This window comes from Pseudomonas sp. NPDC090201 (genome assembly GCF_044746825.1).
GTDB classification, from domain to species: domain Bacteria; phylum Pseudomonadota; class Gammaproteobacteria; order Pseudomonadales; family Pseudomonadaceae; genus Aquipseudomonas; species Aquipseudomonas putida_AD.
In genome coordinates this window covers 66,357-81,745 of sequence record NZ_JBIVCX010000013.1, presented here as the reverse complement: position 1 = coordinate 81,745, position 15,389 = coordinate 66,357, and the positions used below count along the sequence as shown (strand labels likewise).

The following is a 15,389-nucleotide window of genomic DNA, read 5'->3' as shown; positions in this document are numbered from 1 at the left end:
CCCGCTGTCTAGTGCTCCGAGACGCCAGTCGCTTTTCCCAGCTGCGTCGTTTTCGTCAATCTTGGAGTGTTAACAACAATGGCAAAAATCGTCGACATCAAAGGTCGTGAAGTTCTCGACTCCCGTGGCAATCCCACCGTGGAAGCAGATGTGCTCCTCGACAACGGCATCATCGGCAGTGCCTGCGCGCCGTCCGGTGCTTCCACCGGCTCGCGTGAAGCACTTGAGCTGCGTGATGGCGACAAGAGCCGTTACATGGGCAAGGGCGTTCTGAAGGCTGTGGCCAACATCAATGGCCCGATCCGCGACCTGCTGCTGGGCAAGGATCCGGTTGACCAGAAAGCGCTGGATCACGCGATGATCAAGCTCGACGGTACCGAGAACAAGGCAAGCCTGGGCGCCAACGCCATCCTCGCCGTGTCCCTGGCTGCCGCCAAGGCCGCTGCACAGGATCAGGACCTGCCGCTGTACGCGCACATCGCCAACCTGAACGGCACGCCGGGCGAGTACACTATGCCGGTCCCGATGATGAACATCATCAACGGTGGCGAGCACGCCGACAACAACATCGACATCCAGGAATTCATGGTTCAGCCAGTCGGCGCCAAGACCTTCTCCGAAGGCCTGCGCTGGGGCACCGAGATTTTCCACCACCTCAAGGCTGTCCTGAAGGCCCGTGGCCTGAACACTGCCGTAGGTGATGAAGGCGGTTTCGCACCGAACCTGAACTCCAACGCCGAAGCCCTGGACGCCATCGCCGAAGCCGTGAAAAACGCCGGCTACAAGCTGGGCACCGACGTGACCCTGGCCCTGGACTGCGCAGCCAGCGAGTTCTACAAGAACGGCAAGTACGTGCTGAGCGAAGAAGGCGAGTACGACTCCGCCGGTTTCGCCGACTACCTGGCCGATCTGGTCAGCAAGCACCCGATCATCTCCATCGAAGACGGTCTGGACGAGTCCGACTGGGATGGCTGGAAAGTCCTGACCGACAAGATCGGCGACAAGATCCAGCTGGTGGGCGACGACCTGTTCGTGACCAACACCAAGATCCTGAAAGAAGGTATCGAGAAGAAAATCGGTAACTCGATCCTGATCAAGTTCAACCAGATCGGCACCCTGACCGAAACCCTGGAAGCCATCCAGATGGCCAAGGCCGCCGGTTACACCGCCGTGATCTCGCACCGCTCCGGCGAAACCGAAGATTCGACCATCGCCGACTTGGCTGTGGGCACTTCGGCTGGCCAGATCAAGACCGGTTCCCTGAGCCGTTCCGATCGCATCTCCAAGTACAACCAACTGCTGCGTATCGAAGAGCAATTGGGCGCCAAAGCTGTATACCGTGGTCGCGGCGAGTTTCGCGGCTGATAGTTAGATGGTAAAAAGGCAGCAGGCGCTGTAGGGCAAATCGTCAAAAGCGATTTATCCTGACGTCCTGATCCACGAGCCCGGTGACCACCGGGCTCTTGGGCATTTGAAATGGTCGGTTTTGCTGTCTTTCTCCACCGGGTAACAGATATTCACAATGCGCAGTCCTAACTGGTTGTTCCTCGTTCTGCTCTTGCTGCTCGCTGGCCTGCAGTATCGCCTGTGGGTGGGTAATGGCAGCCTTGCGCAGGTGGCCAGTCTGACCCAGCAAATCGCTGATCAGCATGCCGAAAACGATGTGTTGCTCGAGCGCAACCGGGTTCTGGACGCCGAAGTGCTTGAGTTGAAAAAAGGCCTGGAAACCGTTGAAGAACGTGCCCGTCATGAACTGGGCATGGTCAAGGACGGCGAGACCCTTTATCAGTTGGCACAGTGACCTCCTGTAAATGACTCAATCCCTTCCTGCCTTCTGGGCAGTGATTCCCGCAGCGGGCGTTGGTGCACGCATGGCGGCAGACCGTCCCAAGCAGTACCTGCAACTGGGCGGCCTCACAATTCTTGAACACAGCCTGCTTTGCTTTCTCGATCATCCCCAGCTCAAAGGGATGGTGGTGAGCCTTGCTGTGGATGATCCTTACTGGCCCACCTTGCCCTGTGCACTGGACTCACGCATTCAGCGGGTCGCCGGTGGCAAGGAGCGTGCGGACTCGGTGCTCAATGCACTGTTGCACCTGCACGCCAATGGCGCCGATGACAATGACTGGGTGTTGGTGCATGACGCCGCGCGCCCGAACCTGGCGCGGTCCGACCTGGACAACCTGCTGGGTGAGTTGGCGCACGACCCTGTGGGCGGCTTGCTCGCGGTACCGGCCAAGGACACCCTCAAACGCGCCGATGCCAATGGCCGGGTCACTGAAACGGTTGATCGCAGCCTGATCTGGCAGGCGTATACGCCGCAGATGTTCAGGTTGGGCGCGTTGCACCGGGCACTGGCGGACAGCCTGGTGTCCAACGTCTCGATCACCGATGAAGCCTCGGCCATCGAATGGGCCGGCCAATCCCCCCGCCTGATCGAAGGCCGCGCCGACAACATCAAAGTCACCCGCCCCGAAGACCTCGAATGGCTGCGCCAGCGTCGCGGTGAATTCAACCGCTGATCCGGCCCCGTAGGAGCGCGCTTGCCCGCGACTGCGATTCGCCTGTGACAAATGTTGCGCCTGACCCGCCGCCATCGCGGGCAAGCGCGCTCCTACAGGGCCGGGGGCGAGTTCGCAGTATTTGCGTGCACCCCAAACCCCGTGGGCAAGCCCGGCTGGTACGGTAACGGCAGTTATCTGCACTGCGGTAAATTCAAGCGTTGGTTGGACGAGTGCAGGCGATCCTGTAGGAGTGAGCTTGCTCGCGATTGCGGTGAGTCATTCGCCATCACGGTGCCTGACACGCCGCCATCGCGAGCAAGCTCACTCCTACAAGAGTCGGGGCCAGTTCTCGGTATCTACCTGCCCCCCAACCTGTAGGAGCGCGCTTGCCCGCGACTGCGATTCGCCTGTGACAGATGCTGCGTCTGACCCGCCGCCATCGCGGGCAAGCGCGCTCCTACAGGGCCCGGGCGAGTTCGCGGCATCTGGGTTCACCCCAAACCCCGCGGGCCAGCCCGGCTGCTACCGGTACTCATCCCGCAACGCCAGCCCTGTCTTCAGATAATCCACCAGCTTCCTTACCTTCGGCGACAGATGCCGTTGCTGCGGGTACAGCGCCCACACTGCGGTATTGGGAGGCTGGTGGGCATCGAGCAATGAAATCAATGCGCCGCTTTTCAAATGCTCAAGCACGTAATAATCCGGCAGCTGACACAACCCCACCCCCTGTAGCGCCGCATCCAGTACCGCTTGCCCACTGTTGCAGCGCCAGTTTCCGTGGACGCGCTGGGAGAATTCCTTACCGTTCTGCTGCAGCAGCCAACTGTCCGAACTGCCAATGAGGCAGTTATGCCGGTTCAATTCCGACAAGCTGTGTGGCCGGCCATAGCGCTCCAGATAGGAGGGCGACGCGCACAGGTACATGCGCCGGGGAGCCAGGCGGGTGGCGACCATTCGCGATTCCTGCAGCCGACCAAGTCGAATCGCCAGGTCCATCCCCTCATGCACCAGATCCAGGGTGTTATTGGTCAGCTCGATGTCCACGCGCAATTGCGGGTACTCATCCATGAACCGGGTCACCAGCGGCGCGATGAAGCGTTCGCCGTATGCCACCGCGCAGGTCATCCTCAGCAGGCCCTTGGGTTCGCTGGTCAGATCGCCCACCGCGCGCAGTGCCTCCTCGCGTCCATCCTGCAGACGCTGGCAATGATGCAAGAACGTCTGACCGGCTTCGGTCAGCGCCACCTTGCGCGTGCTTCGGTACAGCAAGCGGGTTTGCAGCCGTTCCTCCAGGCGCGCGATCTGCCGGCTGATGTGGGACGACGACACCCCCATGCGCTCTGCGGCTGCGGTGAATTGCCCACATTCGGCCACCGCGACGAATTCGTCCAGTCCATCCCAGCGATTGGTGTACATCGATTATCCCTGTACAGCATTAATGTTTTGCTTTTGTCCGGATTATTCATCAAACGGCACTGCTTTACACTCCTGGTCTGTTTAACCTTTTTTAAACCCGCTGGAGAAGATTGATGATCAAGTCACGTGCAGCCGTAGCCTTCGCGCCAAACGAGCCTCTGCAAATTGTCGAAGTGGACGTCGAGGCGCCGAAAGCCGGTGAGGTCTTGATTCGTACCGTCGCATCCGGCGTTTGCCACACTGACGCCTACACCCTGTCCGGTGCGGACTCCGAAGGCGTGTTCCCGTGCATCCTTGGTCACGAAGGTGGCGGTATCGTCGAGGCGGTGGGCGAGGGCGTCACCTCCCTGGCCGTGGGCGATCACGTGATCCCGCTGTACACCGCCGAATGCCGCGAGTGCAAATTCTGCAAATCCGGCAAGACCAACCTGTGCCAGAAAGTCCGCGCCACCCAAGGCAAGGGCCTGATGCCCGATGGCACCACCCGTTTCAGCTACAACGGCCAGCCGGTCTACCACTACATGGGTTGCTCGACGTTCTCGGAGTACACCGTGGTGCCGGAAATTTCCCTGGCGAAAATCCCCAAGGAAGCGCCGCTGGAGAAGGTCTGCCTGCTGGGCTGCGGCGTGACCACCGGCATCGGCGCGGTGCTGAACACCGCCAAAGTGGAAGAGGGCGCCACCGTGGCGATCTTCGGCCTGGGCGGCATTGGCCTTGCGGCGATCATCGGCGCGAAAATGGCCAAGGCCTCGCGCATCATCGCCATCGACATCAACCCGGCCAAGTTCGACGTGGCCCGTGAGTTGGGCGCCACCGACTTCATCAACCCGAAAGAGCACAGCAAGCCGATTCAGGACGTGATCGTCGAAATGACCGACGGCGGCGTGGACTACAGCTTCGAGTGCATCGGCAACGTACAACTGATGCGCGCCGCGCTGGAATGCTGCCATAAAGGCTGGGGCGAGTCGGTCATCATCGGCGTCGCGCCGTCTGGCCAGGAAATCGCCACCCGTCCATTCCAGTTGGTGACCGGTCGCGTCTGGCGCGGTTCGGCGTTCGGCGGCGTGAAGGGCCGTACCGAGCTGCCAAGCTACGTTGAAAAATCCCAGACCGGCGAAATCCCGCTGGACACCTTCATCACCCACACCATGGGCCTGGACAAGATCAACGAAGCATTCGACCTGATGCACGAAGGCAAAAGCATTCGTTCGGTCATCCACTTCTAAAAGCAGCGACAAGCTACAGGCCGCAAGCTGCAAGAAGGCGCGCCGCTGCCCGACTTGCAGCTGACGGCTTGACGCTTGCGGCTGGGAGGAACGACCTATGAGTCTGGAAAACATCTCGTGCCAGAAAAGCTTCGGCGGCTGGCATAAACGTTACAAACACCATTCCGACGTGCTGGGTTGCGACATGGTGTTCGCGGTCTATCTGCCGCCTCAGGCAGAGCAGGGCGGCAAGCTGCCGGTGGTGTACTGGCTGTCGGGCCTGACCTGCACCGACGAGAATTTCATGCAGAAGGCCGGTGCCCTGCGCATCGCCGCCGAGCTTGGGATCATCATCGTCGCACCGGACACCAGTCCTCGCGGCGCCGACGTGCCGGACGACCCGGACAGCGCCTATGACTTCGGCCTGGGCGCCGGCTTCTACCTGAACGCCACCCAACAGCCTTGGGCGCGCCACTACCGCATGTACGATTATGTGGTCAGCGAGCTGCCGAACCTGATCGAGGCGCATTTTCCGGCTTCCGACAAACGCAGCATCAGCGGCCATTCGATGGGCGGGCACGGTGCGCTGGTGTGTGCGTTGCGCAACCCGGGGCGCTACAGATCGGTGTCGGCATTCTCGCCGATCACCAACCCGATGGATTGCCCCTGGGGGCAGAAGGCCTTTTCCCGCTATTTGGGCGAAGACCGCTCGCGCTGGCGCGAATGGGATGCCAGCGTGCTGATCGCCGATGCGGCCGAGCGCCTGCCGTTGCTGGTGGATCAGGGCGATCGTGACGACTTCCTTGCCAACCAGCTCAAGCCTGAGGCACTGGTGCAGGCGGCAAAGGCGGCGGGCCATCCGCTGGAACTGCGCATGCAGCCAGGCTACGACCACAGCTATTACTTCATCGCCAGCTTCGTCGAGGATCACCTGCGTCACCACGCGCAAGCACTGGCGGGTTGACGAGGTCATGCAACACCTTGGTCTGATGGCGTGCTCTACGTAGCAGTCCGGCTTGCCGGCGGTGGCGCAATCAAGTCTGTCCCTGCCGGCAAGCCGGACTGCTACGGGATATTGCTGCGCCGCAGCACGCGGTGTTCAGTCAGTCAGACGCCCTAATGTCCGACAAAATAGGTAGAATCACGCCCTGACTTTTTCAGGGCGTTTTTTTATGCGTATTGGCCACGGCTACGATGTGCACCGTTTCGCTGAGGGCGATTTCATTACCTTGGGTGGGGTGCGTATTGCGCACAAGTTCGGGCTGCTCGCTCATTCCGATGGCGATGTCCTGCTGCATGCTTTGAGCGATGCCCTGCTGGGCGCCGCCGCCCTGGGCGATATCGGCAAGCATTTCCCGGACACCGATCCGCAATTCAAGGGCGCCGACAGCCGCGTGCTGCTGCGTCACGTCCTCAAGCAAGTGCATGCCAAGGGCTGGAAGGTCGGCAACGTCGACGCCACCATCGTCGCCCAGGCGCCCAAGATGGCACCGCACATCGACACCATGCGCGCTTTGATCGCTGAAGACCTGCAGGTCGAACTCGACCAGGTCAACGTCAAGGCCACCACCACCGAGAAGCTGGGTTTTACCGGCCGTGAAGAAGGCATCGCGGTTCACGCCGTGGCGTTGTTGATCGCCCAATGACCGAATTCGAACTGCTGGGCCCGCGGGCCTATGGCGATGCGCTGGGCACTGCGGTACTCAAGGCCACCGCCGAAGATTTTCAAGTGGACGAAGTGCTGGACATTCCACTGTCCGGCGACGGCGAGCACCTGTGGCTGTGGGTTGAGAAACGCGGCCTGAACACCGAGGAAGCAGCCCGTCGGCTGGCCAAGGCCGCAGGCGTGCCGCTGCGCACCGTCGCCTACGCCGGCCTTAAAGATCGCCAGGCCCTGACGCGCCAGTGGTTCAGCATTCAGCTGCCCGGCAAGGCCGATCCGGACATGTCGGCGGCCGAGAACGACACCCTGAAGATCCTCGACAGCAAGCGCCACAAGCGCAAGCTGCAGCGCGGCGCCCATGCGGCCAACGGTTTCACCCTGCGCCTGACGCAGTTGCAGGCCGACAAGGCTGCGCTGGATCAACGCCTGGAAGCGATCAAGGCTGCCGGCATTCCCAATTATTTCGGTGCCCAGCGCTTCGGCTACGAGGGCGGCAACGTCGGCGAAGCCCGCCACTACGCTGAACGCCAGGCATTGCCTGAACAACGCAATGTGCGTTCGCGGCTGCTGTCCACGGCGCGCAGCTACCTGTTCAATCAGGTGCTGGCGGCCCGGGTCGCCGATGGCAGTTGGCAGCGCGCGCAGGTCGGGGATCTGCTGGCATTCACCGACAGCCGCAGTTTCTTCCCGGCGGGCGAAGCCGAATGCAGCGATCCGCGCCTGGCCATCCTGGACCTGCACCCCACAGGTCCCCAGTGGGGCGAAGGCGATTCTCCGGCAGCCGGGGCCACCGCCGAGCTTGAAAACAGCATCGCCCAGCGCGAGTCATCGCTGTGTAACTGGTTGATAAAAGCCGGAATGGAGCACGAACGTCGCATCCTGCGACTGCCCATCGGGCGGTTGACGTGGCATTATCCCGAGCCTGACATTCTGCAACTGGAATTCGTCCTGCCGGCCGGATGCTTCGCCACCGCATTGGTGCGTGAACTCGTCGATCTGGCGCCCGCAGGACAGACGGACAGCTCATGCGTATTCTGATTTCAAATGATGACGGGGTCACGGCACCCGGACTGGCTGCGCTCTACGGTGCGCTGGCGGGCTATGCCGAGTGCGCGGTCATCGCTCCCGATCAAGACAAGAGCGGTGCCAGCAGTTCGCTGACCCTCGACAGGCCGCTGCACCCGATCGTTCTGGACAACGGCTTCATCAGCCTGAACGGCACGCCGACCGATTGCGTGCACCTGGGGATCCACGGCCTGCTGGAGCAGGAGCCCGACATGGTGGTCTCCGGCATCAACCTGGGCGCCAATCTGGGCGATGACGTGCTGTACTCCGGTACCGTCGCCGCAGCGCTGGAGGGGCGTTTTCTGCAGCGTCCCTCGTTTGCCTTTTCATTTTTGTCGCGTCAGGTCGATAACCTGGCAACCGCCGCGCACTACGCCCGGCTTCTGGTCGAAGCTCACGACAAGCTCGATCTTCCACCGCGTACCGTATTGAACGTGAATATTCCGAACCTGCCGCTGGACCATGTGCGCGGCATCCAGTTGACCCGCCTGGGGCATCGCACGCGCGCTGCCGCCCCCGTGCAGGTGGTCGATCCCCGTGGCAAGGCCGGTTACTGGATTGCCGCTGCCGGGGATGTCGAGGATGGCGGGCCAGGCACGGACTTTCATGCCGTGATGCAAGGTTATGTATCGATTACGCCGTTGCAGCTGGATCGGACCTATCAGGACGGTTTCAACAGCCTGAACACTTGGCTGGAGGGCATGGCCTGATGTCGCGTGAGCAAGATGATCTGTTACGCCGGGGTGTGGGATTCACCTCGCAGCGAACCCGCGAGCGCCTGATCCAGCGTCTGTACGAAGAAGGCATCGCCAACACCCAGGTGCTGGAGGTGATTCGCAAGACGCCCCGGCATCTATTCGTCGACGAAGCCCTGGCCCACCGTGCCTATGAAGACACGGCGCTGCCGATCGGCAACAACCAGACCATATCCCAGCCGTACATGGTGGCCCGCATGAGCGAGCTGCTGCTGGCGGCAGGGCCGCTGGACAAGGTACTGGAGATCGGCACGGGGTCCGGCTACCAGACTGCCGTGCTGGCGCAACTGGTGGAGCGGGTGTTCTCGGTCGAGCGAATCAAGGTGCTGCAGGATCGCGCCAAGGAGCGCCTGCAGGAGCTGAACCTGCGCAACATGGTGTTTCGCTGGGGCGACGGATGGGAAGGCTGGCCGGCGCTGGCCCCCTACAACGGCATCATCGTCACGGCGGTGGCCACCGATGTACCTCAGGCGCTGCTGGACCAGTTGGCACCCGGCGGACGCCTGGTGATTCCGGTCGGGGCGGGCGAGGTGCAGCAACTGATGCTGATCATCCGCGAAGAGCACGGATTCTCCCGCCATGTGCTGGGGGCCGTGCGTTTCGTGCCGCTGCTCAACGGGCCGCTGGCGTAAAGACTGTTTTGCAGCTGCAATGAATTCCGCAAGGCGCCGCCTGTCTACAGGCTGGCTGTTTGCGAGGAGGGTCTGCCCGAACGCTGCTGGCCGTTGTGCACAAATGTCGTAACCAGTTTTTCCATGGCTGCCAGTCATCACCAAGACACAATAGGCAGCTTTAATTCAGTCACCGGTAAAGGGAGTGGCGGGTGAGTCTCACAGTCATTCGGCAGCGTATGTCTTCAACATGTTTTCAACGTCTGGTGACTGGCATTGCCCTGAGTTTCCTTCTGGCTGGCTGCTCCAGCTCGCCATCGGGCGGCGTGCGCGTCGTCGATCGCAACGACGGCAAGCCTTCTGCGCCCACCCGTCAGCCGGTCACCACGGGCCAGTACGTCGTCAAGCGTGGTGACACGCTGTTCTCCATCGCCTTTCGCTACGGCTGGGACTGGAAAGCCCTGGCAGCGCGCAACAACATTCCGGAGCCCTACACCATTCACGTCGGCCAGGCGATCCGCTTCGACGGCCGTTCGAGTTCAAATTCCACAGCCGTTGCAACTGCGCCTGTGGTGATTGCACCGAGTACATCGAACACCACAAATTCGCCATCGGGTTCAATCAAGACCACGGTCATTACACGCCCTGTAGGTGCAACTTCAGGTAGCACTTCCACTACCACGCCGCCAGCGGTGACCGCACCGGTCAATACGCCCGTAGTTGCTGGCGCGCGTTCGCCGAGCGGCTGGGCCTGGCCAACTAGTGGTGTTTTGATCGCCAAATTTTCTTCAAACGGTAGTTTGAATAAAGGAATTGATATCGCGGGTGATTTGGGACAGCCTGTTTTAGCCGCGTCTGATGGTTCAGTGGTGTACGCCGGAAGTGGATTACGGGGCTACGGCGAGTTAGTAATCATCAAACACAGCGATACCTACGTCAGTGCTTACGGTCACAACCGTAGGCTGTTGGTTCGGGAGGGGCAACAGGTCAAGGCAGGGCAGACAATTGCCGAGATGGGGTCAACGGGGACTGATCGGGTGAAGCTCCATTTCGAGATTCGCCGTCAGGGCAAGCCAGTCGATCCACTTGAATTTTTGCCGCGTCGTTGATCGGTTACCAGCCTGTTCCTGCCGTAGAGGGGACAGGCTCACGTGATGCCAGGGAAAAAGGCGCCACTGGAGCTTGAGGTCGAACTCATCAAAGGACTATAACAATGGCTCTCAACAAAGAAGTGCCGGAGTTTGACATAGACGACGAGGTTCTCCTGATGGAGCACGGGATCGTCCTGGATTCTGCAACGGATGAGAAGCCAGCTACACCTTCTGTTCGTGCGAAGACCAAAAACTCCGCAGCACTCAAGCAGCACAAGTACATCGACTACACGCGGGCACTGGATGCCACGCAGCTGTACCTCAATGAAATCGGCTTTTCACCCTTGCTTTCCCCGGAGGAGGAGGTCCACTTTGCGCGTCTGTCGCAAAGCGGCGATCCGGCCGGGCGCAAGCGCATGATTGAAAGCAATCTGCGCCTGGTGGTCAAGATCGCCAGACGCTACGTCAATCGTGGCCTGTCATTGCTGGACCTGATCGAAGAGGGCAACCTTGGCCTGATTCGGGCGGTCGAAAAATTCGATCCGGAGCGCGGTTTCCGGTTCTCTACCTACGCGACCTGGTGGATCCGTCAGACCATCGAACGCGCGATCATGAATCAGACGCGGACCATCCGCCTGCCGATTCATGTGGTCAAGGAGCTCAACGTCTATCTGCGTGCTGCGCGGGAACTGACCCAGAAGCTCGATCACGAACCTTCACCCGAAGAGATCGCCAACCTGCTCGAGAAGCCGGTCGGTGAGGTCAAGCGCATGCTCGGCCTGAATGAGCGGGTATCCTCCGTTGACGTGTCCCTGGGGCCGGATTCGGACAAGACCCTGCTCGACACCTTGACCGACGACCGCCCTACAGACCCCTGCGAGCTGCTTCAGGACGACGATCTGTCCCAGAGCATCGACCAGTGGCTGTCGGAGCTGACCGACAAGCAGCGCGAGGTGGTGGTGCGCCGCTTCGGCTTGCGCGGCCACGAAAGCAGCACGCTGGAGGATGTGGGCCTGGAGATCGGCCTGACCCGTGAAAGGGTTCGCCAGATTCAGGTCGAGGGCCTCAAGCGCCTGCGTGAAATCCTCGAGAAGAACGGCTTGTCGAGTGAGTCATTGTTTCAGTGAAACAAGCAGTTCGCGCAAGTTGATGGCGAACTAGCATCAAATAAAAGCCCCGAACAGTCGGGGCTTTTTTTATGTGATGAAATGATGTGACAACGATGAACAATTGGTTAATCCGGACTACAGAAATGTTTATCCGGTGTGAAGTGAATCTGTAGGGATCTATTACTTTAGTTGTAAGCGATTTCTTACGTGACTTGTCAGATATTGCACTATTTCAAGTGCGCACACGCCTTTTAATTATGAGTGAAATTATACAGGTCGCTGATTTCCCTGCTGTTTATTTTTGTTGAACATGTGTTCATGAATACTTTTGAAAAATCAGGGTGGTTGCTCTGGATCGTTAAATCACTAATATCAGACCTGTGCCGACGGATTGGCACAGGCGGTCAAGGAGGACTGCTCAGGGACATCGCAGGATGCGATTCATCAGGATGATGACAAAGGATTAAATGGAATTACGGAAAAAATGTGGGCGGGTCAAACCGCCCCTTTTTTTCGCCTGCAGGAAAGTGCCCTCGCAAAAGGACGTCCAGGTTTTCTCTGGCCCCTGAACGCAAAAAAGACCCCGCAGGGTCTTTTCTGGTGTCGCACCGGGCTTAGCGCTCCAGATGCTCGATCTTGCCTGGCTTGCCATCCCACTCCGCAGCATCCGGCAGCGGATCCTTGCGCTCGGTGACGTTAGGCCAGACATCCGCCAGCTCGGCGTTCAGCTCGATGAAGTTTTCCATGCCGGCCGGGATCTCGTCTTCCGAGAAGATCGCTACGGCAGGGCATTCAGGCTCGCACAGAGCGCAGTCGATGCACTCATCCGGGTGAATCACCAGGAAGTTCGGGCCTTCGTAGAAGCAGTCCACCGGACATACTTCTACGCAGTCGGTGTATTTGCACTTGATGCAGTTGTCGGTGACGACGAAGGTCATTTCTAATTCTCTCCTCAGGCGGCGGCAGCAGAGCCCCTCACGTCAGGGTTGCTCGGTCGGGAACGGTCCCGGGCCATTCTGAACATCGCCAGCGCAGCCCCATGCCGACAGGGCATGCAGGCGTGGCTTTGGTTCGGCGATGTTCGAACGCGGCTCGGATGTCTTACGGCACGGCTGCTGGCCGTACCGTTCCCAAACCGCGCGGGATTCTAACAGCTTGTAACGAACACCGTTAGATCCGGTTTTGCAGTCCATATAACCATTCGATAGCTTGGCGCGGCGTCATGTCGTCGATTTTCAGCTTCGACAGCTCTTCGAGCACCGGGTGCGGCAGGCTGGCGAACATGTCCGCCTGCTGCGGCGCCGGCGCTTTTCCAGGCTTGGGCTTGGGCTGCTCGTGGGGGAGGCTGGTGGTTTCCAGACGCTGCAGATGCTCCTTGGCCCGGCTGATGACCTTGCCTGGAACCCCCGCCAACTGGGCCACGGCCAGGCCGTAGCTCTGGCTGGCCGGCCCCGGCAGCACGCGGTGCAGGAAGACGATCCGCTCGTTGTGCTCGGTGGCATTGAGGTGCACGTTGGCCACCAGCGGCTCGCTTTCCGGGAGCACTGTCAGCTCGAAATAGTGCGTTGCAAAGAGGGTGTAGGCGCGCAACTGGGCGAGACATTCTGCCGCAGCCCAGGCCAGCGACAGACCATCGAAGGTACTGGTGCCGCGGCCCACTTCATCCATCAGCACCAGGCTCTTGTCGGTGGCGTTGTGCAGGATGTTCGCCGTCTCACTCATTTCCACCATGAAGGTCGAGCGCCCGCCCGCCAGGTCATCGCTTGAGCCGATGCGGGTGAAGATGCGGTCAACCAGCGACAGCTCGCAGCTGGCCGCCGGTACGAAGCTGCCGATGTGGGCCAGCAGCACGATCAGCGCCGTCTGGCGCATGTAGGTGGATTTACCGCCCATGTTGGGGCCGGTAATCACCAGCATCCGGGTGTTGTCGTGCAGGTCCAGATCGTTGGCCACGAAAGGCGTCGACAACACCTGCTCGACCACCGGGTGGCGGCCCTGCTCGATGCGCATGCACGGCTCGTCGGTGAAGCGTGGGCAATTAAGGTCCAGGTTCAGGGCACGCTCGGCCAGGTTGCTCAGTACGTCCAGTTCAGCCAGGGCGGCGGCGGTGTCCTGCAGCGGCGCCAAATGGCCGATCAGGTCTTCGAGCAATGCTTCGTAAAGCATTTTTTCCCGAGCCAGGGCGCGGCTCTTCGCGGAGAGGGCCTTGTCTTCGAACTCTTTCAGCTCAGGGGTGATGAAGCGCTCGGCACCCTTGAGCGTCTGGCGACGGATGTAGTCGGCCGGCGCCTGTTCGGCCTGCTTGCTCGGCAATTCGATGAAATAGCCGTGAACCCGGTTGTAACCGACCTTGAGGTTGGCAAGGCCGGTGCGGGCTTTCTCGCGGGCTTCCAGGTCAATCAGGAACTGGCTGGCGTTTTCACTCAGTGACAGCAGTTCGTCCAGCTCGGCGTCGTAACCGGTCTTCAGTACACCGCCGTCACGGATCACCGCCGGCGGGTTGTCGATGATCGCCCGTTGCAGCAGGTCCGCCAGTTCCGGGTAGGTGCTGGTGGTCACTGCCAACTGCTGGATGTGCGGGGCTTCCAGTTCGGCCAGCGCCAGTTGCAGCTCGGGCAGCGCCGCCAGGGCGTCGCGCAGGCGGGCAAGGTCGCGCGGACGCGCATTGCGCAGGCCGATACGCGCCAGGATGCGCTCCAGGTCGCCGATTTCCTTGAGTTGTGGTTGCAGCTGTTCGAACCGGTAGCGCTCCAGGAAGCAGCCGATCGATTCCTGACGTGCCTGCAACACTTTGAGGTCGCGCAACGGGCGGTTCAGCCAGCGGGTCAGCAGGCGGGTGGCCATGGCGGTTTGGCAACGGTCCATCACCGACTGCAAGGTGTTGTCGCGCCCGCCTGCCAGGTTGGTATCCAGCTCCAGGTTGCGGCGGCTGGCGCCGTCGAGGATGACCGTGTCGTCCATGCGCTCGTGGCGCAGGCTGCGCAAATGGGGCAGGGCAGTGCGCTGCGTTTCCTTGGCGTAGCTCAGCAGGCAGCCGGCAGCGCCGATCGCAAGCGTCAGGGTCTCGCACCCGAAGCCTTTGAGGTCCTGGGTGGAGAACTGTTGGCACAGGCTCTTGTGTGCCGAATCCCGCTCGAAATCCCATGGTGCGCGACGGCGCGAGCCACGGCGTTTCTCGGCAGGCAGCCCTTGTGGCCAGTCGTCCGGGATCAACAGCTCGACCGGGTTGATGCGCTCAAGCTCGGCCAGCAGGTTTTCCCAGCCCTTGATTTCCTGAACGGTGAAATTGCCACTGGTGATGTCCAGCACGGCCAGGCCGAACAGGCGCTCGTCACCCAGCACGGCGGCGATCAGGTTGTCGCGGCGCTCGTCCATCAGCGCTTCGTCGCTCACGGTACCTGGGGTGATGATGCGCACCACCTGACGTTCGACCGGGCCCTTGCTTGTCGCCGGGTCGCCAATCTGCTCGCAGATCACCACGGATTCGCCCAGCTTGACCAGCTTGGCCAGGTAGCCTTCGGCGGCGTGGTAGGGAATGCCGCACATCGGGATGCTTTGCCCGGCCGACTGCCCGCGGGCGGTCAGGGTGATGTCCAGCAGCTTGGCGGCTTTCTTGGCGTCTTCGTAGAAAATCTCGTAGAAGTCACCCATGCGATAGAACATCAACTGGTCTGGATGCTGGTTCTTCAGCTTCCAGTATTGCTGCATCATGGGCGTGTGCGACGAGAGATCGGAAATTGCTTTATTCATCAGTTATTTAGGCAAATTCGTTGGAAGATTGGGGCAAATGGAGCGCGTGGCGTGGGACTCCACCTACGTGGGTCGACGCCAGATCCGATTGCTTTTGCGATGGGGCCAAGGGTATCACGCACGCTCGTGGCTCGCAGGTCCGGGTTATTCGTCACGGCGCGTTTCCGGGGCCACATTTTGCCGCTGCAGCTGTCTAGGATGTGGGGGCTGCGGTCCGATT

The 15,389-nt window shown here is 60.8% G+C and carries 14 protein-coding genes; 11 read left to right on the top strand and 3 right to left on the bottom strand.

Translation table 11 applies throughout. The annotated features are described in order from the left end of the window. The first annotated feature begins 78 nt into the window (after positions 1-78). The 3 genes from eno (at position 79) to ispD (ending at position 2,522) form a co-directional block, all read left to right on the top strand. Positions 79-1,365, top strand: a complete 1,287-nt coding sequence (eno, locus tag ACIPOO_RS23875; RefSeq protein WP_400610235.1) for a phosphopyruvate hydratase — start codon at positions 79-81, stop codon at positions 1,363-1,365. 157 nt (positions 1,366-1,522) lie between these two features. Next, positions 1,523-1,801 (top strand): cell division protein FtsB, encoded by a 279-nt coding sequence (ftsB, locus tag ACIPOO_RS23870; RefSeq protein ID WP_331189073.1) that lies wholly within the window; start codon positions 1,523-1,525, stop codon positions 1,799-1,801. 10 nt (positions 1,802-1,811) lie between these two features. Further along, on the top strand, positions 1,812-2,522 hold the full coding sequence (gene ispD, locus ACIPOO_RS23865; protein ID WP_274133870.1) for a 2-C-methyl-D-erythritol 4-phosphate cytidylyltransferase: 711 nt from the start codon (positions 1,812-1,814) through the stop codon (positions 2,520-2,522). A 504-nt stretch (positions 2,523-3,026) separates the two neighbouring features. Here the strand turns inward: ispD and ACIPOO_RS23860 are convergent. Beyond that, entirely contained in the window at positions 3,027-3,920 is an 894-nt protein-coding gene (locus ACIPOO_RS23860; RefSeq protein WP_274133869.1) for a LysR substrate-binding domain-containing protein, read from the bottom strand. Between the two features lie 113 nt (positions 3,921-4,033). Here ACIPOO_RS23860 and ACIPOO_RS23855 point away from each other — a divergent pair, with 113 nt between their 5' ends. From ACIPOO_RS23855 to rpoS, 8 genes are all read left to right on the top strand, one after another. Then, the gene (locus ACIPOO_RS23855; RefSeq protein ID WP_274133868.1) at positions 4,034-5,146 is read left to right on the top strand and encodes an S-(hydroxymethyl)glutathione dehydrogenase/class III alcohol dehydrogenase; all 1,113 of its coding nucleotides are present in this window, start codon (positions 4,034-4,036) and stop codon (positions 5,144-5,146) included. A gap of 97 nt (positions 5,147-5,243) precedes the next feature. Beyond that, positions 5,244-6,089 (top strand): S-formylglutathione hydrolase, encoded by an 846-nt coding sequence (gene fghA, locus ACIPOO_RS23850; protein WP_400610232.1) that lies wholly within the window; start codon positions 5,244-5,246, stop codon positions 6,087-6,089. A gap of 208 nt (positions 6,090-6,297) precedes the next feature. Then, the gene (gene ispF / locus ACIPOO_RS23845) at positions 6,298-6,771 is read left to right on the top strand and encodes a 2-C-methyl-D-erythritol 2,4-cyclodiphosphate synthase (protein WP_400610230.1); all 474 of its coding nucleotides are present in this window, start codon (positions 6,298-6,300) and stop codon (positions 6,769-6,771) included. Then, positions 6,768-7,826 carry a tRNA pseudouridine(13) synthase TruD gene (truD, locus tag ACIPOO_RS23840; RefSeq protein ID WP_400610228.1) on the top strand — a complete coding sequence of 353 codons (1,059 nt, stop codon included), beginning with the start codon at positions 6,768-6,770 and terminating at the stop codon, positions 7,824-7,826. The genes ispF and truD overlap by 4 nt, the downstream gene beginning before the upstream one ends. Beyond that, entirely contained in the window at positions 7,814-8,563 is a 750-nt protein-coding gene (gene surE, locus ACIPOO_RS23835) for a 5'/3'-nucleotidase SurE (protein ID WP_274133864.1), read from the top strand. The genes truD and surE overlap by 13 nt, the downstream gene beginning before the upstream one ends. After that, positions 8,563-9,240, top strand: coding sequence for a protein-L-isoaspartate(D-aspartate) O-methyltransferase (locus tag ACIPOO_RS23830; RefSeq protein ID WP_274133863.1), 678 nt, complete (start codon positions 8,563-8,565; stop codon positions 9,238-9,240). The genes surE and ACIPOO_RS23830 overlap by 1 nt, the downstream gene beginning before the upstream one ends. 191 nt (positions 9,241-9,431) lie before the next feature. Beyond that, entirely contained in the window at positions 9,432-10,328 is an 897-nt protein-coding gene (locus ACIPOO_RS23825; protein WP_400610226.1) for a peptidoglycan DD-metalloendopeptidase family protein, read from the top strand. Positions 10,329-10,432: 104 nt separating this feature from the next. Then, a complete protein-coding gene (gene rpoS / locus ACIPOO_RS23820) occupies positions 10,433-11,437 on the top strand; it encodes an RNA polymerase sigma factor RpoS (RefSeq protein ID WP_081565880.1) in 1,005 nt (334 codons plus the stop codon). 596 nt (positions 11,438-12,033) lie between these two features. On the opposite strand, the gene fdxA is transcribed toward rpoS, so the two are convergent. Together fdxA and mutS are read right to left on the bottom strand one after the other, a co-directional pair. Next, positions 12,034-12,357, bottom strand: a complete 324-nt coding sequence (gene fdxA / locus ACIPOO_RS23815) for a ferredoxin FdxA (protein WP_274133861.1) — start codon at positions 12,355-12,357, stop codon at positions 12,034-12,036. A 232-nt stretch (positions 12,358-12,589) separates the two neighbouring features. Further along, positions 12,590-15,157, bottom strand: a complete 2,568-nt coding sequence (gene mutS / locus ACIPOO_RS23810) for a DNA mismatch repair protein MutS (protein WP_400610292.1) — start codon at positions 15,155-15,157, stop codon at positions 12,590-12,592. Between the last annotated feature and the right edge of the window lie 232 nt (positions 15,158-15,389).